The organism is Siculibacillus lacustris, from assembly GCF_004328075.1.
In the GTDB taxonomy this organism is placed as follows: Bacteria; Pseudomonadota; Alphaproteobacteria; order Rhizobiales; family Ancalomicrobiaceae; genus Siculibacillus; species Siculibacillus lacustris.
The window spans coordinates 98,142-121,992 of record NZ_SJFN01000011.1; the positions used below are offsets into that span (position 1 = coordinate 98,142).

Below are 23,851 nucleotides of genomic sequence, written 5' to 3' on the forward strand. Positions count from 1 at the left end.
CTTTTCGGCCCCTGCTTCGGGTAAGACACCCCGATGCGCGTCGACCTCTTCGATTTCGAACTTCCGCCGGAAAGCATCGCCCTGCGCCCCGCCTCGCCGCGGGAGAGCGCGCGGCTGCTCGTCGTCCGGCCGGGCGCGGAGCCACCGCTCGTCGACGCCACTGTCGCCGACCTGCCGTCCTGGCTGCGCGCCGGCGACGCCCTGGTGTTCAACGACACGCGGGTGATCCCGGCCGAACTCCACGGCGTCCGCATCCGCGAAGAGGCGCGCGCCGGCGTCGCCTTCAACCTGATCGAACGGGTCGATGCCTCGCACTGGCGGGCCTTCGCGCGGCCGGGCAAACGCCTGAAGGCCGGCGACCGGGTGCTGTTCGGGGCGACCGGCTCCGCCTGCCAGCTCGGCGAGGCCTGGGCCAGCGTCACCGCCAAGGACGACGACGGGGTGGTCGATCTCGCCTTCGATCTCGCCGGACCCGATCTCGACGCGGCGATCCGGGCGCTCGGCAGCATGCCGCTGCCGCCCTACATCTCGGCGCGGCGCAAGGCCGATGACGCCGATACCCGCGACTACCAGACCATCTACGCCCGCGAAGAGGGGGCGGTGGCGGCGCCGACCGCCGGGCTGCACTTCACGCCGGCGCTGATGGACCGGCTCGCCGCCCTCGGGGTCGAACGGCACTTCGTCACCCTCCACGTCGGCGCCGGCACCTTCCTGCCGGTCAAGGTCGACGATACCGCCGATCACAAGATGCATTTCGAGAGCGGCACGCTCGGCGCCGACACCGCGGCGGCACTCAATGCGGTGCGGGCGCGCGGCGGGCGGATCGTCGCGGTCGGCACCACTTCGCTCCGGATCCTCGAGAGCGCCTGCGACGAAGCCGGGCGGCTCGCGCCGTGGTCGGGGGCCACCGACATCTTCATCACGCCCGGCCGGCGGGTGCGCTCGGTCGACGCCTTGATGACCAACTTCCACCTGCCGCGCTCGACGCTGTTCATGCTGGTCTCGGCCTTCTCCGGGCTCGACCGCATGCGCGCGGCCTATGCCCATGCGGTCGCCACCGGCTACCGCTTCTATTCCTACGGCGACGCCTCGCTGTTGTTTCCGGATCCGACATGACCGAACTCACCCGTCCCGACGCGGCCCCTTCCGAAGCGCCGGCCTTCGGCTTCGCGCTACACGCCACCGACGGCACCGCGCGGCGCGGCACGGTGACGACCGCCCACGGCGAGATCCGCACCCCGGCCTTCATGCCGGTGGGCACGCTCGGCACGGTCAAGTGCCTCTATCCCGAGCAGGTGCGCGCGACCGGTGCCGACATCCTGCTCGGCAACACCTATCACCTGATGCTGCGCCCCGGCGCCGAGCGGGTGGCGGGGCAGGGGGGCCTGCACCGCTTCATGAACTGGCCCCATCCGATCCTCACCGATTCCGGCGGCTTCCAGGTCATGTCGCTCGCCAAGCTCAGAAAAATCACCGAGAAGGGCGTCACCTTCCAGAGCCACGTCGACGGCTCGCGCCACGAGTTGACGCCGGAGCGATCGCTGGAAATCCAGGGTCTGCTCGGCTCGGACATCCAGATGCAGCTCGACGAATGTGTCGCCCTGCCGGCCGACCGGCGCGAGATGGAACGGGCGATGGAGCTCAGCCTGCGCTGGGCGGCGCGCTCCAAGGCGGCGTTCTTCGGGCGCCGCGGCCACGGCCTGTTCGGCATCGTCCAGGGCGGCGACGACGAGGAGCTCCGCGCCCGCTCCGCGGCCGGGCTGGTGGAGATCGGCTTCGACGGCTATGCGCTCGGCGGCCTGGCGGTCGGCGAGCCGCAGGAGGTGATGTTCCGGGTGATCGAGGCGACCGCCCCGGCCCTGCCGGCCGACCGGCCGCGCTATCTGATGGGGGTCGGCACGCCGCAGGACATCCTCGGCGGCGTCGCCCGCGGCATCGACATGTTCGACTGCGTGATGCCGACCCGGGCCGGCCGGCATGGGCTCGCCTATACCCGCTACGGCAAGGTCAATCTGCGCAACGCCCGCCACGCCGACGATCCCCGACCGCTCGACGCGGCCTCCGATTGCCCGGCGGCGCGCGACTGGTCGCGGGCCTATCTCCACCATCTGGTGCGCACCGGCGAGGCGCTCGGCGCGATGCTGCTGACCCACGTCAACGTCGCCTATTACCAGAGCCTGATGGCCGAGCTGCGGGTGGCGATCGAGACCGGCCGCTTCGCGGAAGTGAAGGCGCAGATCGAGGCCGACTGGGCGCGCGGCGACATCGCCGCGCTGTGAATCTCACGCCGCGAAGCGCGCCCGGAACGGCCGCTTGAGCCCTTCGAGCACCACCAGCACCAGGGCACCGGCGGCGAGCGTCACCAGAAGATCGTCGCCGTGCAGCGGGCCGAAGCGGAACAGCCGGCTCGCCGGCGGCCAGGTCAGGGTCACCGCCGCGATCGCCGCGATGCCGACCAGCACGGCGATCAGCGCGGCGTTGGGCCGGATCAGCGCGGTCACCAGCGAGGTGCCGAAGCTGCGGTTGACCAGCGCCAGCCCGATCAGCGCCATGATCAGCGAGAAGAAGGCGAGCGCCCGGACTTCCGTCTCGGGCATGCCGCGATGGAGGGCGAAGAGAGTGATCGCCGCCACCGTGGCGAAGGCCAGCACGCCCTGCAGCACGCTCCACACCACCAGCGGGATCGAGAACAGCGGCGCCGCGGGATCGCGCGGCGGCCGCTTCATGACGTTGGCCTCTTCGATCTCGGCCTCGAACACCAGCGAGCACACCGGATCGATCACCATCTCCAGCACCGCGATGTGCATCGGTCCGAACAGCAGCGGCAAACCGAGCATCAGCGGCATCAGGGCGAGGCCGGCGATCGGCACATGGATGGCGAAGATGAAGCCCATCGCCTTGCGCAGATTGTCGTAGATGCGACGGCCGAGCCGGATCGCCCGGACGATCGAGCCGAAATCGTCGTCGAGCAGGACCATCGACGCGGCCTGACGGGCGACGTCGGTGCCGCGCCCGCCCATGGCGATGCCGATGTGGGCGGCCTTCAGCGACGGGGCATCGTTGACGCCGTCGCCGGTCATCCCGACCACTTCGCCGTCGCTCTTCAGGGCCTCGACGATGCGCAGCTTCTGTTCCGGCAGGATGCGGGCGAAGACCGAGGTGTCGCGCACCCGGAGGGCGAGATCGGCGTCCGACATCTCGGACATCTCGGTGCCGGTGACCACCCGCTCGGCGCCGATGCCGGCGCCGGCGGCGATGGCGCGGGCGGTCGCGGGATGGTCGCCGGTGATCATCACCACCCGGATCCCGGCGGCGCGGCATTCGGCGACCGCCGCCGGCACCCCCTCGCGCAAGGGGTCGGCGAGGCCGACCAGCCCGAGGAACGCGAAGGCGACGTCGCCGGGGGCCGCCGGCCGCGCGATCCCGTCGGTCTCGGCCTCGGCCACGCCGAGCACCCGCAGGCCGGCGGCGGCCATGGTCTCGACGGTGGCGCGGATTTCGGTGCGAGCGGCCTCGGGGAGGCGGCACAGGCCGGCGATCGCCTCCGGCGCGCCCTTGGCGGCGAGGCGGAAGCCGGGGGCACCCGCGGCGCGCGGCCACAGGTTGGTCACCGCCAGAAGGTCGCGGCTGATGCCCCAGGTGTGGAGCGGTCGCTCGGCCGGGGTCGCCGCGGCAGCGAGCGGATGGGCGAAGAAGGCCTTTTCCATCGGGTCGGTCGGATCGACCGACGAGGCGAGGCGACCACAGGCGACGAGCGCCAGCGCCGCGGCATCGTCCTCGGCGGCGGCCGCCGCCCGGCCGTCGGGGTGCAGTTCGGCGATGGTCATGCGGTTGCGGGTCAGCGTGCCGGTCTTGTCGGTGCACAGCACGGTCGCCGAGCCGAGGGTCTCGATCGCCGCGGCGCGGCGGGTCAGCACCCGGGCCTCGGAGATGCGGCGGGCGCCCATCGCCAGGAACACGGTGAGGACCACCGGAAACTCCTCCGGCAGCATCGACATGCCGATGGCGATGCCGGCGAGCAGCGCGTCGAGCCAACTGCCGCGCAACAGGCCGTAGAGCCCCACCACGGCCAGCGCGACGCCGCCGCCGCCGATGGCGCACCAGCGCACGATCACCAGCATCTGCTGCCGCAGGCGCGGCGGTTCGGTGGTGAGTTCGTCGAGGGACTTGCCGATGCGGCCGATCTCGCCGGCCGGTCCGGTGGCGATCACCTGAGCGCGGCCTTGGCCCCGCACCACGAAGGTGCCGGCATAGACGTTGGGCAGATCGGCGCCGCCGGGACGGCGGGCGACCAGGGCCTCGTCCGCCGCGGCGGGGCGCTTGTGCACCGCCACCGACTCGCCGGTCAGCAACGACTCGTCGACCTCGAGCTCCCAGCCGTCGACGATCACCGCGTCGGCGGCGATGCGGTCGCCGTCGGCGAGCACCAGAATGTCGCCGCGCACCACCTCGCGGCCGGCGATCAGGCGGACCGCGCCGTCGCGCACCACCCGCGCCTGGGGCGCCGACAGATCGCGGAGCGCCTCGAGCACCCGCTCGGTACGGCTCTCCTGGACCACGGTGATCGCCACCGACAGGCCGGCGAAGACCAGGAGCACCAGCGCTTCGGCGAGACTGCCGAGGATCGAATAGATCACCCCGCCGCCGATCAGCAGGGCCAGCATCGGTTCGCGCAGCACCTCCAGGACGATCCGCAGGATGTCGCGGCGCCCGGCGGCGGGAAGCTCGTTGGCGCCTTCGGCGGCGAGACGGGCGGCAGCCTCGGGTCCGGTCAATCCGCGGGAGGGATCGACGGCGCTGTCATCGGCCATGGCGTCGTCCAGGCTGGCGTCCCGGTGGGGCCGGGACGCCTCAACCTAGCACGGATGGCGGTCCGATCGGGTGACGTTCCAGTCGCAACGGCAGGCGGCGCGGTTGCGGACGACGAATGTCGGTGGCGTTCAGGATGTCGGAAGGGGCGACGGTGCGGCGGCCGGCGCGGCTTCCGCCGGCACGATCGTCGGGGTCGGCTCCGGCTCGACGATCAGCCGGTCGATGGCGGCGATCAGATGGGGATCGCACAGCACCGCCATGCGCTCCTTCTGGCCGAGCCAGGCCAGGACCTCGTCGAAATGGGTCGCCTCGTCGATCTTGGCGGCGGCCATCACCGGATCGAGCTCCGGCCGGCCGCGGGCCCTGAGCGGGATCGGCAGATGCATGCGCGCATGAACGGCGCGGATCGCCGGCACTTCGACCACCGCGGTCAGCCCGTCTTCGACCTCCGGCAGGTCGGCCTGGGCGAGGCTCTGGGCGTGCGCGGCGGCCGCGAGGATGGCCGGCGGATCGGTCTCCTCGGGGATCAGCAGCAGGTGGCGGCGCTTCAGCCACAGACCGGCGGCCAGCGACCCGGAGGTCCAGGAGATCGGCACGGCGAAGAGCAGGCCGATCAGGGTCGGCGCCATCCAGGCGAGGATCGCCGGCGAGATGACATAGGCCGCGAGCGCCATCATCGCGCCGATCGCCGCGTGCTGCCAGTGATGGCGGATGACTTCGGCCAGCGGAATGCCGCCGTCGTCGCGGCGCTGGGTCTTCCAGCCGGAATCGGCGCCGAGCAGGATCTCCGCGACGTGGCGGCTCTGCAGCAACATCATCACCGGGGCGACCAGCGCCGAGACCACGGTCTCGAGCAGCATCCCGACGATGATCGAGACGGTGCCGCCGGAGCGCTTGCGGATGTCGGAGCGCAGGATCGACTCGATGGTGCCGAGCAGCTTCGGCAGCAGCAGCACCCCCATGGTGATGATGAACAGCTGGAGCGCGCGTTCGCTGTCGAAGCGCGGCCAGGCCGGATAGAGCGAGAATTCCTTGGAGAAATATTCCGGCCGGATGAACCGGGCCTGCAGGGCGAGCGCCAGGCCGACCATCAGCAGCGCCAGCCAGATCGGCGAGGCGAGGTAGCTCATGATGCCGGTGGCGAAGTGGACGCGCGACGGCCACACCAGACCGCGGGTCGGCAGCACGGCGATGTGCTGGAGATTGCCCTGGGCCCAGCGGCGGTCGCGGATCGCCACGTCGAGCAGCGACGGCGGGCTCTCCTCGTAGGAGCCGCCGAGCCACGGCACCATGTAGACCGCCCAGCCGCCGCGGCGGATCAGCGCCGCCTCGACGAAGTCGTGGCTCATCACGTGACCCCCGAAGGGCTTGCGGCCCTTGAGCTCCGGCAGGCCACAGCAGGCAGCGAAGGCGCGGGTGCGGATGATCGCGTTGTGGCCCCAGTAGTTGCCGTCGCGGCCGTGCCACACGGCGAGGCCGCGGGCGATCACCGGCCCGTAGATGCGGCCGGCGAACTGCTGCAGGCGGGCGAACAGGGTGTTGCGGTTGGCGATCACCGGCAGGGTCTGGATGATCCCGGCCTTGGGATCGTCCTCCATCAGCCGGGCGAGGGTGATCAGCGTCTCGCCCATCATAAGGCTGTCGGCGTCGAGCACCAGCATGTGCTCGTAGCGGCCGCCCCAGCGGGTGACGAAATCCTCGAGATTGCCTGCCTTGCGCGCGATGTTCTTGTGACGGCGGCGATACCAGACCTTCATGCGCCCGCCGAGCCGGCCGCGCAGCCGGTCGATCGCCAGTTCCTCCTCGACCCAAACCGTCTGATCGGTGGTGTCGGAACAGACGAAGATCTCGAAGTGCTCGCCGGCGCCCAGCGCGATGATCTCCTCGGCCATCGCCTCGAGGGCGCCGAGGGTGCGGGCCGGGCTCTCGTTGTAGACCGGCATCACCAGGGCGGTGACGACGCCGAGCGGGCGGTCGAGGTCGGTCGGGCGGCGCTCGAAGAAGCCGGCGACGAATCCGGCGATGCCGCTCGCCGCCGACAGGGCGATCCACGAGAAGGTCAGGCCGAAGAACACGATCAACGGCCATTCCAGGCCGACGATGCCGCCGGCCGAGACCACTCCGACCATTTCGCGCACGCCATAGGCCGACAGCAGCGCCGCCACGCCGAACACGAAGATCCGGGTGACCTGCGTCGCCGAGGTCGGCGGGCCGTCGACCTCGGTCGCGCTCGGCCCGGTCCAGCGGTCGAGACGTTGGACCGGCATCGGGATCGGCGCCTCGGGCGGAACCGGCGACGGGAAGGCGGGCGGCGAAGCGAGGGGCTCGGCGGTCAAAGGGGCAATCCGGAGGTCGGCGGAAACGGGCAGATCGGTCATGCCACCCACCGATAGAGCCAGGTCTCGCTGACCGGCTTGGTACCGTCGGTCAGTTGCACCCGGAGTTCGGAGAGCGGCGCGTTGCGCGGATCGAGGTCGAAGGTCACGCGATAACCGCCGGTCACCGGGTTGGGTTTCAGGGTCGGCGCGACCAGTTTGCCGGCCGAGGCCGTGGCGACCAGTTTGACCTGGGCGGGGGCGGGCATCGGACCGACGAAGTCGATCATCCAGCGCCGCCAGTTGCCTTCGGCGCCCTGGCCCTCGCGGGTGTCGTCGACCCAGCCGAGGCTGGCGGGCAGGCTGCCGTCGGCGAGCCAGCGCAGCCGGTAGGCGGCGGAAAACTCCTGGCCGGCCGGCAGCTTGGCCTTGGGGCGCCAATAGGCGACGATGTTTTCGTGGATCTCGCCGTCGGAGGGGATCTCGACCAGCACCACCGAGCCCTTGCCCCAGTCGCCGACCGGCTCGACCCAGGCGGTCGGGCGCAGGTCCCAGCGGTTGTCGAGGTCGAGATAGTCGGTGAAGTCGCGGGCGCGCTGGACGAGGCCGAAGCCGAGCGGATTCTCGTCGCCGAAGGCCGAGATCTGGAGATTCTTCGGATTCGCGGTGGGCCGCCACAGGCGTTCGCCCTGACCGGTCTGGACCGCCAGCCCGTCGGACAGATGCACCGCCTGGCGCACGTCGTCGAAGCGGCTGCGGCCGATGCCGCCGTAGAGGAACATGGTGTTGAGCGCGCCCAGCCCGATGTGCGACATCTCCTCACGCGGAAACAGCGTCAGTTCCACGTCGATCGAGGTCTCGTCGCCGGGGCGCAGGGTGAAGCGGTAGGCGCCGACCACCGGGCGGCTCTCGAGCAGCCCGTAGAGGCGGATCGACTGGGCGTTCTCCTCGGGCTTCTCGACATAGAAGCGGGTGAACACCGGGAAGATCTCGCCCTCGGGATCGGCGGTGTTGATGGCGAGACCGCGGGCGGTCAGGCCGTATTGCAGGCCGCGGGCCAGCGCCTTGAAATAGGACGCGCCCTGGAACACCGCGAATTCGGGGTTGCGGTTGTTGTCGCCGGGCCGGCGCAGCTTGAGGCCCGACAGCGGCATGGCGACGACCTCTTCGGGCGCCTTGATCGAGGCGCCCCAGTCGAAGCTGTCGCGGTCGGCGCCGATCGGCAGCGCCTGACCGCCTTCCACCAGATAGATGCGGACGGCGCGGTTGTAGACCGAACCGGCGGCCATCGGCTCGAGGCGGAAGCCGACACGATCGTCGCGCCAGATCATCCGGTCGCGCTTCCAACGGATGTCGCGATACTGATCGAAGGAGAGGTCGCGGAACCGCTGCGGCACATCGGCGCCCGGATCGTTCCAGGCGGCCGCGGCCATCTTGCGGGCCTCGTCCTTGAGGCCGGCGAAGGAGAACGCGGCGGGCTGCTCCTGCGGCTCGGGCCGACGCGCGGGCACTTCCGGAATGGGCGCGTCCTGCGCGGCGGCGGGCGCCACGCCGAGCCCGAGTGCGGCGGCTGCGGCCAGGGACGAGGTGAGAAAGTCTCGGCGATCCATGGTGGAGATCCGTCGGACGAAACATGGCCGGAATTACGGCATCGGGAGGGGGGCGAGCTTCGGCGGAGCGGGTCGCCCGCCCTTGGTCGAAGAACGCGCGGCGCCACCGGATCCGCGCGTCCGGCGAGCGGCGGACCATAGCCCATTCCGATGACCGGTCAAAGACTTCAATCGGTCGCCGCGGGTGGTTTCGACGCTCCCGTGACGGTCGCGCGAGCGTCGCTGAGCCGGTCGCCGCTGCGACGGTAGCAGGAGCCGACGATCACCGGCGCGACGGGCGGCGGGACGCGAGCCGACGAAGCTTGTTGTGTCTTCGACAATACAGCACACCGATGGTCCGCGACGTCCGGTTCGCGACGCGGCGGCCGTGCGACGATCGCCGATAAGGCCCCGATTCGACGGGGGAACGACGGCGCGCACCCCGCAGCGGGGCGGCACGTGCCTTGCTTGGGGTTGGCCGACCGACGAGGGAGCGACCATGCTGGGATCCGATCTGGCGACTTTTCTGAGCGGGAGGGGGCGCCCCTTCGCGGTGGTGCTCGGCACCAACGAGATCGCCTCGGCGATCGCCGTGCACCTGACCCGGGCCGGCGACGGGGTGGCTCTGGTCCACGACCCGCACCCGCCGGTGCTGCGCCGGGCGATGGCCTTCGACGACGCGCTCTACGGCGATCCGGCGACCGTCGAGGGAATCACCGGCTTGCGCTGCGAGACCACCCTCGAGGTGGTGGCGGCGTTGGCCGAGCCCCATCGCGTCGCCCCGACCCTGCTCGATCTGTCGCATCTCCTGGCGCTGCGCTCGCCCGCCGTGCTGGTCGACGCGCGGCTGCAGAAGGACCGCACCGCCCCCGACCTGCGCGGTCTGGCGGCGATCGCCATCGGCGTCGGGCCGAATTTCGCGGTCGGGGTCAATTGCGACGTGGCCATCGAGACCCATCCGGAAGTGGTCGGGCGGGTGCTGTTCGGCGGCGCGACGCGGCGGGCCGACGGATGCTCGCCGCTGCTCGGCGCGGTCGGCGGCGATCGCCTGCTGCGCGCGCCGCAGGCCGGCCGCTGGCACACCCCCCACGACATCGGCCAGCGCATCTACCGCGGCCAGGTGGTCGGGCGGGTCGACGGCGAGGCGATCGTCGCGCCCTTCGACGGGATCCTGCGCGGTGTGGTGCGCGACGCGACCGAGGTGACCATCCGCGCCAAACTGGTCGAGATCGATCCGCGTGGTCGCGCGGCGCGCTGGACCGGTATCGACGAGCGCGGCCGGGCGATCGCTTCCGCCGTGGTCGCCGCGGCGGCCCGCGCCTCCGCCGACCGCCGGTCGCCCGTCGGGCTCGATCAGCTTCACTGAGCGCGGGGCGTACGTCCCGGGTCCCATCCGCCGCTTGTCGCGCGGCGGCGCTGCGCTAGAGTGCCGCCGACGCGGGCGGAGGGACATGGGCGACATGGCGAACGACGAAGGCTCGGCACGGCGGCGTCGGCGTGGTCGCTGGTGGCTGGCGGCGTTCGTCGTCGCGGCGGCGGCGCTGACCATCGCTCCGAGCCTGATCCGCGATCGGCTGGCCCGCGACCTGTGCCCGGCGACGGTCACGACCCGCGGCGTGAGCGACGGCGCGGCCTGGGAGGTGGCGCGGTCGGACTGCGGCGCCGGCCGGGTGGTGTGGCAGTTGCGGATCGTGCCGTCGAAGGGCGTCTCGACCCTGGTCTACGAGGCCGAGGGCGGACCGGCACCGACCGCCTGGACCCAGAGCGGTCTGACAGGTCGGATCGATCTCGCCGCCCCATTCGACGGGAATGCGACGATTTCGGTGCCGCTCGACCTCAAAGGACGTCCGACGACCCCGATTCGCGTGGTCGAAGGACGTCGAATCGAGTGAATCGGCGCGATCTGCGGCTTGTTCTCGCCGCGTCTCCCCTATATCTGAAATGTCTTGAGTAGGGCCGAAAGTCGAAGTCGGAACGTGGTCCGACCACTCGACCAATGCCCGCTCCACGAGAAAGGCGTTTCATGGTCACCCTGGTCGACACGATCGAAGGCCGGCGTCCGCGCCATCCGGAGAAGGCTCATCGTCCGGATCAGCCGGTCGCCCGCAAGCCGGCATGGATTCGCGTCAAGGCGCCGGGATCGCCGGTCTACAACGAGACCCGCGACATCGTCCGCGCCAACAATCTGGTGACGGTGTGCGAAGAGGCCGGCTGCCCGAACATCGGCGAGTGCTGGTCGAAGAAACATTCCACCTTCATGGTGATGGGCGACACCTGCACCCGCGCCTGCGCCTTCTGCAACGTCGCCACCGGCGTGCCGCAGCCCCTCGACCCGGCCGAGCCGGAGAACGTGGCGATCGCCGTCGAGACCCTCGGGTTGCTCCACGTGGTGATCACCTCGGTCGACCGTGACGATCTCGCGGACGGCGGCGCCGCCCACATCGCCGCGACGATCCGGGCGATCCGGGCGCGCTCGCCGGCGACCACCATCGAGGTCCTGACTCCCGACTTCCTGCGCAAGGAGGGCGCCCTCGAGCTGGTCGTGGCGGCCAAGCCCGACGTGTTCAACCACAATCTCGAGACGGTGCCCGGCAATTACCTGACGGTGCGCCCGGGCGCGCGCTACTTCCACTCGGTGCGGCTGTTGCAGCGGGTCAAGGAGCTCGATCCGGAGATCTTCACCAAGTCCGGCATCATGGTCGGCCTCGGCGAGGAGCGCACCGAGGTGTTGCAGCTGATGGACGACCTGCGGTCGGCCGACGTCGACTTCATCACCATCGGCCAGTATCTGCAGCCGACCAAGAAGCACCACGAGGTGACCCACTTCGTCACCCCGGACGAGTTCAAGAGCTACGAGACGATCGCCTACACCAAGGGCTTCCTGATGGTGTCGGCGAGCCCGCTGACCCGTTCGTCCCACCATGCCGGCGACGACTTCGCCCGCCTGCGGGACGCGCGCGCGGCGAGCCGAGCCCGCTGACGGGCGCGAGAAGGGGGCGAGCGATGCGTCGAGTCGCGGTGATCGGCTGTTCGGGAGCGGGAAAGTCACATTTCGCGCGGTCGCTGGCGGAGGTGACCGGCCTGCCGCTGGTCCATCTCGACGCCGAGTTCTGGCGCCCGGGCTGGCAGGCGACCGACCGCGCGGCCTGGCTCGGCCGCCACACGGAACTGGTGGCGCGCGACGCCTGGATCCTCGACGGCAACTACGGCGGCTGCCTCGAGCAGCGGCTGACCCGTGCCGACACGGTGTTCTGGTTCGACTTCCCGACCCTGTTCTGCCTCGGCCGGGTGATCCGGCGAGCGATCGCCGGCTACGGCCGTACCCGCCCGGACATGGCGCCGGACTGCCCCGAGCGCTTCGACCGCGAGTTCCTGCGCTATGTCGCGGGCTTCCGGCGCATCCATCGGCCGCGCATCCTCGAGGCGTTGACCCATCACGGCGCCCACCTCACCATCCATCGCTTCGCCACCTGCGCCGACGTCGCGTCCTATCTCTCGGGTGGGGTCGCGATCTCCGGAAATCGAGTCCATGCCCAGATATGAGACGTCGCGGCGGGTCCGCCATTCGGCCCGCCAGATGTTCGACCTCGTCGCCGACGTCGAATCCTACCCGCGCTTCCTGCCGCTGTGCGAGGCCCTGAAGGTCCGCGGCCGCCAGGACCTCGACGAAGGCGCGACCCTGCTCGTCGCCGACATGACGGTGTCGTTCAAGCTGGTGCGCGAGACCTTCACCAGCCGCGTCCGGCTCGATCCGGCGGCGATGCGCATCGACGTCGCCTATCTGGACGGCCCGTTCCGCCACCTCGACAATCGCTGGCTGTTCACCGCGACCGGGGAGGGGACCTGCGACATCGGTTTCCTGATCGACTACGAGTTCCGCAGCCGCACATTGGGCGCCCTGATGGGCGCGGTGTTCGACCGCGCCTTCCGCAAGTTCGCCGAAGCCTTTGAGGCCCGCGCCGACGCGATCTACGGACGGGCCGCCTGAGTTTTCCGCCCCGAGACTTGCCAAGCCGGTGAAGCCACCCTATAAGCGCGACCATTCCACACGCGGGCCGAGGGCGCTCGATCGGATCCCCGGGTCCGATTGTCAAGCGTCCCTACCGGTGTTTCCCGAAGGGGAACCATGACCGGCTCGCGGCGGTTCAACCGGTGAAACAGGAGATACGGGCCCATGGCTCTGCCCGATTACACGATGCGTCAGCTGCTCGAAGCCGGCGTCCACTTCGGCCACCAGAAGCATCGCTGGAACCCGAAGATGGCGCCGTTCATCTTCGGCACCCGCAACAACATCCACATCATCGATCTGGCGCAGACCGTTCCGCTGCTGCATCAGGCGCTGAAGGCGATCTCCGACACCGTCGCCCGTGGCGGCCGCGTGCTGATCGTCGGCACCAAGCGCCAGGCCCAGGAGCCGGTCGCCGATGCGGCCCGCCGCTCGGCCCAGTACTTCGTCAACGCCCGCTGGCTCGGCGGCATGCTGACCAACTGGAAGACCATCTCCAACTCGATCCAGCGCCTGCGCAAGATCGACGAGATGCTCGCCGGTGACGCCAACCTGCTGACCAAGAAGGAGCGCCTGAACCTCGATCGCGAGCGTCAGAAGCTCGACCGGTCGCTCGGCGGCATCAAGGACATGGGCGGCCTGCCGGATCTGGTGTTCATCATCGACACCAACCGCGAAGGTCTGGCCATCCAGGAAGCCAAGCGACTCGGCATCCCGGTCGCGGCGATCCTCGATTCCAACTGCGATCCGGAAGGCATCACCTATCCGATCCCGGGCAACGACGACGCCGGCCGGGCGATCGCCCTCTACACCGAGCTGGTGGCCCGCGCCGCCATCGACGGCCTGTCGCGCTCTCAGGGCGACTCGGGCCTCGATCTCGGCGAGGCCGAGACGCCGATCGAAGAGCCGGTGCTCTCGGAAGAGACCGCCGCCGGCTGATCTCTCGACCGGCCCGGACGCGCTCCGGGCCGGTCGTCATCATGCCGTCGTGGAGTGTCCGGTTCGATCACCGTCGCCGCCCGGGACAGGGGCGCACCCAGCGTGCGACCCGGCCCCATCGGTGGCATCGATCCTCCCGACGGCGGGCCGCCACGGCCCCGGGTCCCCGGCCGCGAGACCGCCGATCCGATCCCCCCGAAGATTCTGTCTGAAGCACATTCAGAGGCGAACATGACGATTTCGGCTTCCCAGGTGAAGGACCTCCGCGAGTTGACCGGCGCGGGCATGATGGACTGCAAGACGGCGCTGAAGGAGAACGACGGCGACGTCGAGGCGGCGATCGACTGGCTGCGCAAGAAGGGCCTGTCCAAGGCCGCCAAGAAGTCCGGCCGCACCGCCGCCGAGGGCCTGGTCGGGGTCGTCACCGACGGCACCCGCGGCGCCGTCGTCGAGGTCAACTCCGAGACCGACTTCGTCGCCCGCAACGAAGGCTTCCAGACGCTGGTCAAGGGCGTCGCCTCGGTGGCGCTCGACGCCGCCGGCGACGTCGCCAAGCTCGGCGCGCTGATCCTGCCGACCACCGGCAAGCCGGTCGTCGATTCGATCACCGACGCCGTCGCCACCATCGGCGAGAACATGCAGCTGCGCCGCACCGCCGCTCTGTCGGTGACCGACGGCGTGGTCGCCTCCTACGTCCACAATCAGGCCGCCGACGGCCTCGGCAAGATCGGCGTCCTGGTGGCGCTCGAGTCGACCGGCGACAAGGCCAAGCTCGCCCTGCTCGGCAAGCAGATCGCCATGCACGTCGCCGCCCACGATCCGACCCCGGTCGCGGTCCGCACCGAAGAGATCGAGCCGGCGCTGGTCGAGCACGAGCGCAAGTTCTTCTCCGAACAGGCGCTCGAGTCCGGCAAGCCGGCCGCGGTCGTCGAGAAGATGGTCGAGGGCCGCATCCGCAAGTTCTACGAGGAAGTCACCCTGCTGAAGCAGAACTTCGTCATGAACCCGGATCTGACCATCGAAGGCACCGTCGCCGCCGCCGCCGCCGACATCGGCGCGCCGATCGTCGTCAAGGCGTTCGTGCGCATGGTGATCGGCGAGGGCATCGAGAAGGAAACCAGCGACTTCGCGGCGGAAGTCGCGGCGGCCGCCGGCGTCTGATCCCCCTGCCGCCGGCGAAGTGCGCGGGCGGCGGTCGACCTTCCGATCGGCAGAGACGACGTGGGCGCTGGTGACGAACCGGCGCCCTTCGTGTATCGGCGGGGGGCGACGAGCGAATCCGTTCGGCGGCGACGTCGACCTCACACCTCGGGGGCAAGGCATGGGCGAGACACTGGCCTGGAAACGCGTGATCCTCAAACTCTCCGGCGAAGCGCTGGCCGGCGGCGCGCCGTTCGGCATCGATCCGGAGGTGGTCGGGCGGATCGCCGACGACATCGTCGCGGCGACGGCGCTCGGCGCCGAGATCGGCATCGTCATCGGCGGCGGCAATCTGTTCCGCGGTGCCTGGCTGGCGAGCCGCGGCACCGACCGCGTCACCGGCGACCACATGGGCATGATGGCGACGATCATGAACGCCCTGGCGATGCGCGAGGCGCTGGCGGCCCGTGGGCTGGCGGCGCGGGTGCTGAGCGGGCTGGCGGTGCCGACCGTGTGCGACACCTTCACGCAGCGTGATGCGCTCGCCGCCTTCGCCCGCGACCGGGTGGTGCTGTTCGCCGGCGGGCTCGGCGTGCCGTTCCTGACCACCGACACCACGGCGGCGATGCGGGCGAGCGAGATGCGCTGCGACGCGGTGCTGAAGGCGACCAACGTCGACGGCGTCTATACCGCCGACCCCAAGAAGGATCCGACCGCCACCCGCTTCGACCGGCTGACATTCGACGAAGCGATCCGCCGCGATCTCAAGGTGCTCGATACCGCGGCATTCGCTCTTGCCCGCGACAACGGGATTCCGATAATCGTGTTCTCGCTGCAGGAGCCCGGCGCGCTGGTCGGCGTGCTGGAGGGCGTGGGCCGGGCCACCGTGGTCGCCGGCCGGGACTGATCCCGCTCCGCCGTCGCATCTGCCCTCTCGACAGCGACGGACGGAGTTCGACGGCGCGCGACGTCGCAACCGACGCGTTCCCCGCCGGGAGTGCCGTCGATCCGTCACAACAGAGGGCCATCCTCGAGGAAATCCCATGGCACACAAGTTCGAAATCGACGACCTCAAGCGGCGCATGACCCAGTCGGTGCAAGTCTTCAAGGACGAACTCGCCGGTCTGCGCACCGGCCGCGCCTCCACCAACCTGCTCGAGCCGGTGACCGTCGAGGCCTATGGCCAGCGCATGACGCTCAACCAGGTCGCCACCGTCTCGGTGCCCGAGCCGCGCATGCTGCTGGTCTCGGTGTGGGATCGCAGCATGGCCCATGCGGTGGAGAAGGCGATCCGCGAGGCCAACCTCGGCCTCAACCCGATCGTCGAAGGCGCCACCATGCGGGTGCCGATCCCCGAGCTCAACGCCGACCGCCGCAAGGAACTGGTCAAGGTCGCCCACAAATACGCGGAAGCGGCCCGGGTCTCGATCCGCCACATCCGCCGCGACGGCATCGACCTGTTGAAGAAGGCGTTGAAGGACGGCATGAGCGAGGACGAGGAGAGCCGCCTCCAGGACCGCGTCCAGAAGCTCACCGACGAGGTCATCTCGGACATCGACAAGCTCCTGATCGCCAAGGAACAGGACATCACCAAGGTCTGAGCGCGGTCGATCTCGCGAAGGCAGGGCGGAGGCCCGAGATATGACCAAGGCCACGGAAGACCCGGCCGGACACGTGAGCGACGAAGGGCCGGGAGAGATCCCGCGCCACGTCGCCGTGATCATGGACGGCAACGGCCGATGGGCCCAGGCGCGCGGCCTGCCGCGCACCGAGGGCCACCGTCGGGGCATGGAATCGCTCCGGCGGATCATCCGCCACGCCTCGGGGATCGGCGTCGGCTATCTCACGCTCTACTCGTTCTCCTCCGAGAACTGGCGGCGGCCGGCCGAGGAGGTCGGCTTCCTGATGAGCCTCTTGCGGTTCTTCATCCGCCGCGACCTCGCCGAGCTCCATGCCGAGCGGGTGCGCATCCGGGTGATCGGCCTGCGCGAGGGGCTCGCCCCCGACATCGCCGCGCTCCTCGACGAGGCCGAGTCGCTGACTGCCGGCAACGACGGCCTGACCCTGGTGATCGCCTTCAACTACGGTTCGCGCGCCGAGATCGCCGAGGCGGTGCGCGCCCTGGCGGTCGAGGTCGCGGCCGGGCGCCTCGATCCGGCGGCGATCGATTCGGACGCGATCGGCGAACGGCTGTTCACCGCCGGCCTGCCTGATCCCGATCTGGTGATCCGCACCTCCGGCGAACAGCGGCTGTCGAACTTCCTGTTGTGGCAGTCGGCCTATTCCGAACTGGTGTTCTCGCCCGTCCACTGGCCCGACTTCGACGAGGCCCGGTTCGACGAGGCGATCCGCGAATACAACGCCCGTGAGCGACGCTTCGGCGGCGTCGGCGCGCGGCAGGGGGTGCGATGAACCAATCTCCGATTCCCCCGGCACCCGCAGGGTCCCGGGAACTGCGCCTGCGGGTGATCTCGGCGGCGGTGATCGCGCCGATCGCGCTCGGTCTGACCTGGATCGGCGGTTACGGCTTCCTCGCCCTGGTGGTGCACTGTGCGGTGGTGATGGCGTCGGAATGGGCGACCATCGTCGTCGGCCGATCGACCGCGCCGCTGCGGCTGGCGCTGCTGGCGCTGGTCGGCGCCGGCGTGGCGGCGGTCGGCATCGGCACCAGGGTCGCGACCGCCCCCGGCCTGGTCACCGGCGGGGTGATCGCCGTCCTCGGCATCGCCGCGGCGCTGGCTCAGCGCGAGGCCCGCGAGGCCCGCGACGCCCGGGCCGACCCGGTCGCCGTCAAATGGGCACCCTGGGGGGCGTTCTATGCCGGCATCCCCTGCGTCGCGCTGATCTCGCTGCGCGACGCGCCGATCGGCCTGTGGCTGGTGCTGTTCCTGTTCGCCGTGGTGTGGTCGACCGACATCGCCGCCTATTTCACCGGCCGCGCGATCGGCGGGCCGAAGCTGTGGCCGGCGGTCTCGCCCAAGAAGACCTGGTCCGGGGCGATCGGCGGCCTTCTCGCCGCCGGCGTCGCCGGGGCGGTCGTCGCCCATCTCGCCGGGGCGCCGCGGCTCGCGCCAGTGATCGGCGTCGGCGCGGTGCTGTCGGTGGCGGCGCAGGCCGGCGACTTCTTCGAATCGGCGCTGAAGCGGCGCTTCGGGGTGAAGGATTCGGGACGCCTGATTCCCGGCCACGGCGGCCTCCTCGACCGGGTCGACGGGCTGGTCGCGGCGGCCGTGGTGGCGCTGTTGATCGCGGTGCTGCGCGGCGGAGCGGGGAATCCCCAGGGCGGATTGCTGTTCTGGTGACGACGGCGGGCGGATCCGGCCGCGCCATTCGCGGGGATGGTTCGTTCACCATTGACGTGGCACAATGGCTCCGACGAGCTCCGGCCGTTCGGGGCAGAGGGTGACGATGGAAATCCTGCGCAGTACCGTGTCGATGTTCACAGGTTATGCCCCGCCATTCCTGTTCGTCCTGACGATCGTGGTGTTCTTCCACGAGCTCGGACACTTCCTCATGGCCCGGCGCTGCGGGGTCGGGGTCAAGGTGTTCTCGATCGGCTTCGGGCCGGAGCTGATCGGCTGGAACGACCGCAAGAGCACGCGGTGGCGCATCGCGCTGATCCCGCTCGGCGGTTACGTCAAGTTCGTGGGCGACGAGTCGGCGGCGAGCACGCCGGACCGCGAAGCGCTGTCGAAGATGGACGCCGCCGACTATGCGGTGTCCTTTCCCGCCCAATCGGTCGGACGGCGGGCGGCGATCGTCGCCGCCGGACCGATCGCCAATCTGATTCTCGCCGTGGTGATCTTCTCGGGGCTGTTCGTGACCGCCGGGCGCATGGACATCCTGCCGCGAGTCGGCGCGGTGACCGTCGGCAGCGCCGCGGAAGCCGCCGGGATTCGCGCCGGCGACGTCGTGGTGGCGATCGAAGGCCACGAGATCGAGTCCTTCCTCGACATCATGCGCCTCGTCTCCGGGAGGGCGGGTCTGCCGACCGCGGTCGGCATCGACCGCGACGGCAAGCGCCTCGACGTCTCCGTGACGCCGCGCCAGATCGAGGAGAAGAGCCGGTTCGGCGTGCAGCGCCGCGGCCTCCTCGGCATCCAGGCGAGCAATGATCCGGCCGATCGGCGGCTGAAGACCTTCGGCCCGATCGAAGGCCTGACGGCCGGCGTCGCCGAGACCTGGTTCGTCATCGAACGCACCGGCTCCTATGTCGCGGGCATCTTCTCGGGTCGAGAATCGGCCGACCAGCTCGGCGGACCGCTGCGGGTGGCGCAGATCTCGGGCGAGGTCGCCGGTGTCGGCTTCCTGGCGCTGATCAATCTCGCCGGCCTGTTGTCGGTGTCGATCGGCCTGCTCAATCTGATGCCGATTCCCATGCTCGACGGCGGGCATCTGGCCTTCTATCTCGCCGAAGCGGTGCGCGGCCGGCCTCTGTCGGAGCGCGCCCAGGACATCGGCTTCCGCATCGGACTGGCGCTAGTGTTGGCGCTGGTCATCGTTTCGACGTGGAACGATCTCACCCATCTGGCGTCGCTGTGACCGGCGGCGTCTCGGGCGAGACGGTCGCGGCGACGACGTTCACGAACTTCCGGGACGAGGGGACCGTTCCAGTATCGCGTTGCTCCCCGGGGTTGGCTGAGATGGACGGGACGGGTATGTCTGTTGACGTGGCGATCGGGCAACGGTCGGGTGGAAACCGGCCGGAGGGCTCTCCGGGTCGGGTTGCACCATCGGCAAAAGCCTGTACAACACACGGTAAGAACGAGCAGATTCAAGAGATCGCCTCGTCCCTCCGGTCGGTTCTTCCCGATCGGTCCGCGAGGGTGGCGACCATGCAGCACAGACGAGGCCCGGATACGATGAGTTCCCTCACGAAAGTGATGAAGAAGACGTTTCTGGCGGCCGTCTGCCTGACCGTTCTGCCGGTGGCGGGTGTCGACCCGGCGCTGTTCGGAGCCTCCATCGCCCACGCCGAATCGTCGATCGTCGTCCGGGGCAACAAACGCATCGAGGCGGAGACCATCCGCTCCTATGTCGCCGGCAAGGGCCGCTCGGCCGCCGACGTCGATGCCGGGCTGAAGGCGCTCTATGCGACCAACCTGTTCAGCGACGTGAAGATCGCCTCCGAGGGTGGGACCCTGGTGATCACCGTCGTCGAGGCGCCGCAGATCAACAAGGTCGTGTTCGAAGGCAACAAGCGCCTCACCGACGAACAGCTCGGCTCGGTCATCCAGATCAAGTCGCGCGGCTTCATGTCGAAGGCCTCGGTGCAGAGCGACGTGCAGCGTCTGCTCGAAGCCTATCGCCGCAACGGCCGCTACCGCGCCCAGGTCGAAGCCAAGGTCATCAGTCTCGCCGACAACCGCGTCAATCTCGTCTACGAGATCGACGAAGGCGACAAGACCGCGGTCACCCGCATCGGCTTCGTCGGCAACCACGCCTATTCGGCGGGACGCCTGCGCGACGTCGTCAAGACCCGCGAGACCGGTCTGCTCGGTTGGCTGCGCTCGACCGATACCTACGATCCGGAGCGGCTGCAGTCCGACCAGGACCTGATCCGCAAGTTCTACATGAAGAACGGCTATGCCGACTTCCGCATCGTGTCGGCGACCGCCGACCTCGATCGCGAGCGCAACGTGTTCTTCGTGTCCTTCACCATCGACGAAGGCGATCAGTACAGCTTCGGCGACATCGACGTGCAGACCTCGCTCGCCGGCCTCGATCAGGCCAAGCTGGCGCGGGTGGTGGGTACGAAGTCGGGCAACACCTATTCGTCCGACGATGTCGAAAAGACCATGGAGGCGCTCACCTACGAGGCCACCCAGGCGGGCTATGCCTTCGCCACGGTGCGGCCGCGGGCGGTGCGCGACTATGCCACCCACAAGATCTCGATCACCTACTACGTCGAAGAGGGTGCGCGGGTCTACGTCGAGCGCATCAACGTGCGCGGCAACGACCGCACCCGCGACTACGTGGTGCGTCGCGAAATGGACATGTCGGAAGGCGACGCCTACAACAAGGCGCTGGTCTCCAAGGCGGAGCGCCGCCTGAACCGGCTCGGCTACTTCAAGAGCGTCAAGCTCAACACCGAGCAGGGTTCCTCGCCCGACCGGGTGGTGGTCAACATCGACGTCGAAGAGCAGTCGACCGGCGAAATCGGCTTCGGCGCCGGTTATTCGACGACCGACGGCGTGCTCGGCGACGTGTCCTTCTCCGAGAAGAACTTCCTGGGTCGCGGCCAGTTCATCAAGGCTTCGGTCCAACTCGGCCAGAAGCAGCGCGGCTGGGGCTTCTCGTTCACCGAGCCCTATTTCCTCGGCTACCGCATCTCGGCCGGCTTCGACGTCTATCAGAAGCAGTATCTCGAGAACGATTACCGCAACTATGAGCAGCGGGATACCGGCGGGACCTTGCGCTTCGGTCTGCCGATCACCGAGAACCTGACGTTCGGCGTGAACTACACGATCAACGATCAGCGCATCAAGCTCAACGCGACCCAGGCCAACGACAACTACTCCGACGGAGAGGCTTCGCTCGCCTACAAGCGTTACGTCTGCCCGAGCTATCAGCCCGGCAACTCGGCGGCTTGCGGCAACTGGTCGCGCACCCGTCTGACCTCGGCGCCGGGCTACAGTCTGGTCTACAACTCGCTCGACAGCCTGCAGTTCCCGCGCGACGGCGCCTACGCCAAGTTCACGCAGGAATTCGCCGGGGCCGGCGGCGACGCCCGCTTCGTGCGGACCACCTTCGACGCCCGGTACTATCGCGAGATCTGGGCCGACTGGGGCATCATCGGCATGGCCCGCGTCAAGGGCGGCAACATCACCGGCATCGGCGAGTCGGTGGAGTTGTTCGACAACTTCTTCCTCGGTGGCGAAACCATCCGCGGCTTCGCCCCGCAGGGCATCGGCCCGCGCGACCAGTCGGTCTCGGGTACCGGCTACAAGCTCAACGAGAGCCTCGGCGCCAAGAACTACGTCGCCGGTACGCTCGAAGCGACCATGCCCTTCCCGGGCACGCCCGAAGAGTTCGGGCTCTATGTCTCGACCTTCGCCGACGCCGGCCTTGCCTGGGGCGTCGACAGCAAGTCGCTGCCGAAGAAGGGGACCTACGGCAGCGGCTCGAGCGCCGTCACCTTCAACTACGTCGACGACATGGCGCTTCGCTCCTCGGTCGGTGCCGGCTTGGTGTGGCGCTCGCCGTTCGGTCCACTGCGGGCCGACTTCGCGATCCCGCTGTCGAAGTCGAAATACGATCAGACCCAGTACTTCCGCTTCAGCGGCGGGACGACCTTCTGATCGGGCGTAACCGCGACGATCACGGGCCGCCGCTTCTCTCGCGGCGGCCTTTTCGCATTTCCGACAGGGCGAGGCCCGACGGCTGGTCATGAGCGATCCGGACTTCTTCCCCACTCCGAAACCCGTCACCGTGGCCGAGATCTGCGCCTGGACGGGTGCGACCGTGACCGACGACAAGGCCGGCTACATCGTGCTGCAGGGCGTGGCGCCGCTCGACACCGCCGGGCCCGGCGACCTGACCTTCCTCGACAACAAGAAATACGCCGAGATGTTGGCGGCCACCCGGGCCGGCGCCGTGCTGATCCACGCCCGCTTCGCCGAGCGGGTACCCGCCGGCGTGGTCGCCCTGGTGGTCGGCGACCCCTATCGGGCCTTCGCCACGGCGACCGGCCGGCTCTATCCGGCGGCGCTGCGGCTCGAGGGCCCCTATGGCGCCACGGGCATCGCCGCTGGGTCCCACGTCCACGAGGCGGCGCGGCTGGAGCCGGGCGTGACGGTCGAGCCGGGCGCGGTGATCGGCGCCCGCGCCGAGATCGGCACCGGCACGGTGATTTCGGCGGGCGCGGTGATCGGCCACGACGTCCGCATCGGCCGCAACTGCCATGTCGGCGCCGGGGCGACGGTGATCCATGCCCTGATCGGCAATCGGGTGATCCTGCACGGCGGCGTGCGCATCGGCCAGGACGGCTTCGGCTTCGCGATGGGGCCGCGCGGCCACCAGAAGGTGCCGCAGATCGGTCGCGTGGTGATCCAGGACGACGTCGAGATCGGTGCCAACACCACCATCGACCGCGGCGCCAACCGCGACACGGTGATCGGCGAGGGCACCAAGATCGACAATCTCGTGCAGATCGCCCACAACGTCGAGATCGGCCGCCATTGCGTGATCGTGTCGCAGGTCGGCATCAGCGGTTCGACCCATCTCGGCGACTTCGTCGTCGCGGCGGGCCAGGCGGGGTTGACCGGGCACCTCAAGATCGGCACCGGTGCCCAGATCGGGGCGCAGTCCGGGGTGATGAACGACGTCCCGGCCGGCGCGCGGATCATGGGCTCGCCGTCGCGGCCGATCATGGAATTTGCTCGCGAACTCGCGACCCTGAAGAAGTTGGCGCGGCGGGGGCCGTCGTCGGGGTCGGATCACGAAAACTGATTGCAGGGGAAGACCGTGTGATGTCCGATACTGCGAACTCGATGCTCGAATCCGTCGATATTCTTCGGTTGCTCGAACTCTTGCCGCACCGCTATCCTTTTCTTCTCGTCGACAAGATCATCGAGATGGACGGCGACACGTCCGGCATCGGCATCAAGAACGTCACCTTCAACGAACCACAGTTCCAGGGCCATTTCCCCGGACGGCCGGTGTTTCCGGGCGTGCTGCTGATCGAGGGCATGGCCCAGACGGCGGGGGCGATGTGCGTCGCCAACACCCTGAAGGTCGGCGGCCCGGGCAAGCCGAGCGTGGTCTATTTCATGACCATCGACAAGGTGAAGTTCCGCAAGCCGGTGCAGCCCGGCGACACGCTCGAATATCACATGAAGAAGATCAAGCAGCGGTCGAACATGTGGTGGTATCGCGGCGAGGCCAAGGTCGCCGGCAAGATCGTCGCCGAGGGCGAGGTCAGCGCCATGCTGGTGCGCGACTGACCGCGGCCTCTGCGCCGACGTCGGCCGCCTTCGTCACAATCCGACACGCGAAGTGATTTCGGGTCGCGACCGGGGATCGGCTAGACCACGTTCGCCAACAACCAC

At 69.5% G+C, this 23,851-nt stretch carries 20 protein-coding genes; 17 read left to right on the plus strand and 3 right to left on the minus strand.

What is annotated here, in order from left to right; translation table 11 throughout:
- The first annotated feature begins 33 nt into the window (after positions 1-33).
- Both queA and tgt read left to right on the plus strand, forming a co-directional pair.
- Positions 34-1,116 carry a tRNA preQ1(34) S-adenosylmethionine ribosyltransferase-isomerase QueA gene (gene queA, locus EYW49_RS09380; protein ID WP_131308720.1) on the plus strand — a complete coding sequence of 361 codons (1,083 nt, stop codon included), beginning with the start codon at positions 34-36 and terminating at the stop codon, positions 1,114-1,116.
- Positions 1,113-2,279 (plus strand): tRNA guanosine(34) transglycosylase Tgt, encoded by a 1,167-nt coding sequence (tgt, locus tag EYW49_RS09385; RefSeq protein ID WP_131308723.1) that lies wholly within the window; start codon positions 1,113-1,115, stop codon positions 2,277-2,279. The genes queA and tgt overlap by 4 nt, the downstream gene beginning before the upstream one ends.
- Before the next feature lie 3 nt (positions 2,280-2,282).
- On the opposite strand, the gene EYW49_RS09390 is transcribed toward tgt, so the two are convergent.
- The 3 genes from EYW49_RS09390 to EYW49_RS09400 all read right to left on the minus strand — a co-directional run bounded on the left by EYW49_RS09390 (position 2,283) and on the right by EYW49_RS09400 (position 8,737).
- Positions 2,283-4,811 (minus strand): cation-translocating P-type ATPase, encoded by a 2,529-nt coding sequence (locus EYW49_RS09390; RefSeq protein ID WP_131308726.1) that lies wholly within the window; start codon positions 4,809-4,811, stop codon positions 2,283-2,285.
- Positions 4,812-4,940: 129 nt separating this feature from the next.
- Complete coding sequence (mdoH, locus tag EYW49_RS09395; protein WP_131308729.1) at positions 4,941-7,190, minus strand: glucans biosynthesis glucosyltransferase MdoH; 2,250 nt, start codon at positions 7,188-7,190, stop codon at positions 4,941-4,943.
- A complete protein-coding gene (locus EYW49_RS09400) occupies positions 7,187-8,737 on the minus strand; it encodes a glucan biosynthesis protein (protein ID WP_131308731.1) in 1,551 nt (516 codons plus the stop codon). The genes mdoH and EYW49_RS09400 overlap by 4 nt, the downstream gene beginning before the upstream one ends.
- Positions 8,738-9,215: 478 nt before the next feature.
- Between EYW49_RS09400 and EYW49_RS09405 the strand changes: the two genes are divergently transcribed.
- The 15 genes from EYW49_RS09405 (at position 9,216) to fabZ (ending at position 23,746) form a co-directional block, all read left to right on the plus strand.
- Positions 9,216-10,082 carry a xanthine dehydrogenase gene (locus EYW49_RS09405; RefSeq protein ID WP_131308734.1) on the plus strand — a complete coding sequence of 289 codons (867 nt, stop codon included), beginning with the start codon at positions 9,216-9,218 and terminating at the stop codon, positions 10,080-10,082.
- 94 nt (positions 10,083-10,176) lie between these two features.
- On the plus strand, positions 10,177-10,608 hold the full coding sequence (locus EYW49_RS09410) for a hypothetical protein (protein ID WP_131308737.1): 432 nt from the start codon (positions 10,177-10,179) through the stop codon (positions 10,606-10,608).
- 131 nt (positions 10,609-10,739) lie between these two features.
- Entirely contained in the window at positions 10,740-11,696 is a 957-nt protein-coding gene (gene lipA, locus EYW49_RS09415; protein ID WP_131308740.1) for a lipoyl synthase, read from the plus strand.
- 23 nt (positions 11,697-11,719) lie between these two features.
- A complete protein-coding gene (locus EYW49_RS09420) occupies positions 11,720-12,259 on the plus strand; it encodes a P-loop NTPase family protein (protein ID WP_131308743.1) in 540 nt (179 codons plus the stop codon).
- Positions 12,246-12,704 carry a type II toxin-antitoxin system RatA family toxin gene (locus EYW49_RS09425; RefSeq protein ID WP_131308746.1) on the plus strand — a complete coding sequence of 153 codons (459 nt, stop codon included), beginning with the start codon at positions 12,246-12,248 and terminating at the stop codon, positions 12,702-12,704. The genes EYW49_RS09420 and EYW49_RS09425 overlap by 14 nt, the downstream gene beginning before the upstream one ends.
- Positions 12,705-12,890: 186 nt before the next feature.
- The gene (rpsB, locus tag EYW49_RS09430) at positions 12,891-13,661 is read left to right on the plus strand and encodes a 30S ribosomal protein S2 (RefSeq protein ID WP_131308749.1); all 771 of its coding nucleotides are present in this window, start codon (positions 12,891-12,893) and stop codon (positions 13,659-13,661) included.
- Between the two features lie 231 nt (positions 13,662-13,892).
- Positions 13,893-14,822, plus strand: a complete 930-nt coding sequence (gene tsf / locus EYW49_RS09435; protein WP_131308752.1) for a translation elongation factor Ts — start codon at positions 13,893-13,895, stop codon at positions 14,820-14,822.
- 160 nt (positions 14,823-14,982) lie between these two features.
- The gene (pyrH, locus tag EYW49_RS09440; protein ID WP_131308754.1) at positions 14,983-15,708 is read left to right on the plus strand and encodes a UMP kinase; all 726 of its coding nucleotides are present in this window, start codon (positions 14,983-14,985) and stop codon (positions 15,706-15,708) included.
- A 136-nt stretch (positions 15,709-15,844) separates the two neighbouring features.
- Positions 15,845-16,402 carry a ribosome recycling factor gene (gene frr, locus EYW49_RS09445; protein ID WP_131308757.1) on the plus strand — a complete coding sequence of 186 codons (558 nt, stop codon included), beginning with the start codon at positions 15,845-15,847 and terminating at the stop codon, positions 16,400-16,402.
- A gap of 40 nt (positions 16,403-16,442) precedes the next feature.
- Complete coding sequence (locus EYW49_RS09450) at positions 16,443-17,213, plus strand: isoprenyl transferase (RefSeq protein ID WP_131308760.1); 771 nt, start codon at positions 16,443-16,445, stop codon at positions 17,211-17,213.
- On the plus strand, positions 17,210-18,103 hold the full coding sequence (locus tag EYW49_RS09455; protein WP_131308763.1) for a phosphatidate cytidylyltransferase: 894 nt from the start codon (positions 17,210-17,212) through the stop codon (positions 18,101-18,103). Before EYW49_RS09450 ends, EYW49_RS09455 begins: the two co-directional genes overlap by 4 nt.
- Before the next feature lie 106 nt (positions 18,104-18,209).
- Positions 18,210-19,343 carry a M50 family metallopeptidase gene (locus EYW49_RS09460; RefSeq protein WP_131308766.1) on the plus strand — a complete coding sequence of 378 codons (1,134 nt, stop codon included), beginning with the start codon at positions 18,210-18,212 and terminating at the stop codon, positions 19,341-19,343.
- 320 nt (positions 19,344-19,663) lie between these two features.
- The gene (bamA, locus tag EYW49_RS09465; RefSeq protein ID WP_131308769.1) at positions 19,664-22,102 is read left to right on the plus strand and encodes an outer membrane protein assembly factor BamA; all 2,439 of its coding nucleotides are present in this window, start codon (positions 19,664-19,666) and stop codon (positions 22,100-22,102) included.
- An 88-nt stretch (positions 22,103-22,190) separates the two neighbouring features.
- Entirely contained in the window at positions 22,191-23,252 is a 1,062-nt protein-coding gene (gene lpxD, locus EYW49_RS09470) for a UDP-3-O-(3-hydroxymyristoyl)glucosamine N-acyltransferase (protein ID WP_131308772.1), read from the plus strand.
- A gap of 20 nt (positions 23,253-23,272) precedes the next feature.
- Positions 23,273-23,746, plus strand: a complete 474-nt coding sequence (gene fabZ, locus EYW49_RS09475; protein WP_131308775.1) for a 3-hydroxyacyl-ACP dehydratase FabZ — start codon at positions 23,273-23,275, stop codon at positions 23,744-23,746.
- Positions 23,747-23,851 lie beyond the last annotated feature (105 nt).

What these genes read in the sequence shown, in the direction of transcription:
- queA (WP_131308720.1), top strand. Translation starts at nt 34, where the DNA reads ATGCGCGTCGACCTCTTCGATTTCGAACTTCCGCCGGAAAGCATCGCC.
- tgt (WP_131308723.1), top strand. Translation starts at nt 1,113, where the DNA reads ATGACCGAACTCACCCGTCCCGACGCGGCCCCTTCCGAAGCGCCGGCC.
- EYW49_RS09390 (WP_131308726.1), bottom strand. Translation starts at nt 4,811, where the DNA reads ATGGCCGATGACAGCGCCGTCGATCCCTCCCGCGGATTGACCGGACCC.
- mdoH (WP_131308729.1), bottom strand. Translation starts at nt 7,190, where the DNA reads ATGACCGATCTGCCCGTTTCCGCCGACCTCCGGATTGCCCCTTTGACC.
- EYW49_RS09400 (WP_131308731.1), bottom strand. Translation starts at nt 8,737, where the DNA reads ATGGATCGCCGAGACTTTCTCACCTCGTCCCTGGCCGCAGCCGCCGCA.
- EYW49_RS09405 (WP_131308734.1), top strand. Translation starts at nt 9,216, where the DNA reads ATGCTGGGATCCGATCTGGCGACTTTTCTGAGCGGGAGGGGGCGCCCC.
- EYW49_RS09410 (WP_131308737.1), top strand. Translation starts at nt 10,177, where the DNA reads ATGGCGAACGACGAAGGCTCGGCACGGCGGCGTCGGCGTGGTCGCTGG.
- lipA (WP_131308740.1), top strand. Translation starts at nt 10,740, where the DNA reads ATGGTCACCCTGGTCGACACGATCGAAGGCCGGCGTCCGCGCCATCCG.
- EYW49_RS09420 (WP_131308743.1), top strand. Translation starts at nt 11,720, where the DNA reads ATGCGTCGAGTCGCGGTGATCGGCTGTTCGGGAGCGGGAAAGTCACAT.
- EYW49_RS09425 (WP_131308746.1), top strand. Translation starts at nt 12,246, where the DNA reads ATGCCCAGATATGAGACGTCGCGGCGGGTCCGCCATTCGGCCCGCCAG.
- rpsB (WP_131308749.1), top strand. Translation starts at nt 12,891, where the DNA reads ATGGCTCTGCCCGATTACACGATGCGTCAGCTGCTCGAAGCCGGCGTC.
- tsf (WP_131308752.1), top strand. Translation starts at nt 13,893, where the DNA reads ATGACGATTTCGGCTTCCCAGGTGAAGGACCTCCGCGAGTTGACCGGC.
- pyrH (WP_131308754.1), top strand. Translation starts at nt 14,983, where the DNA reads ATGGGCGAGACACTGGCCTGGAAACGCGTGATCCTCAAACTCTCCGGC.
- frr (WP_131308757.1), top strand. Translation starts at nt 15,845, where the DNA reads ATGGCACACAAGTTCGAAATCGACGACCTCAAGCGGCGCATGACCCAG.
- EYW49_RS09450 (WP_131308760.1), top strand. Translation starts at nt 16,443, where the DNA reads ATGACCAAGGCCACGGAAGACCCGGCCGGACACGTGAGCGACGAAGGG.
- EYW49_RS09455 (WP_131308763.1), top strand. Translation starts at nt 17,210, where the DNA reads ATGAACCAATCTCCGATTCCCCCGGCACCCGCAGGGTCCCGGGAACTG.
- EYW49_RS09460 (WP_131308766.1), top strand. Translation starts at nt 18,210, where the DNA reads ATGGAAATCCTGCGCAGTACCGTGTCGATGTTCACAGGTTATGCCCCG.
- bamA (WP_131308769.1), top strand. Translation starts at nt 19,664, where the DNA reads ATGAGTTCCCTCACGAAAGTGATGAAGAAGACGTTTCTGGCGGCCGTC.
- lpxD (WP_131308772.1), top strand. Translation starts at nt 22,191, where the DNA reads ATGAGCGATCCGGACTTCTTCCCCACTCCGAAACCCGTCACCGTGGCC.
- fabZ (WP_131308775.1), top strand. Translation starts at nt 23,273, where the DNA reads ATGTCCGATACTGCGAACTCGATGCTCGAATCCGTCGATATTCTTCGG.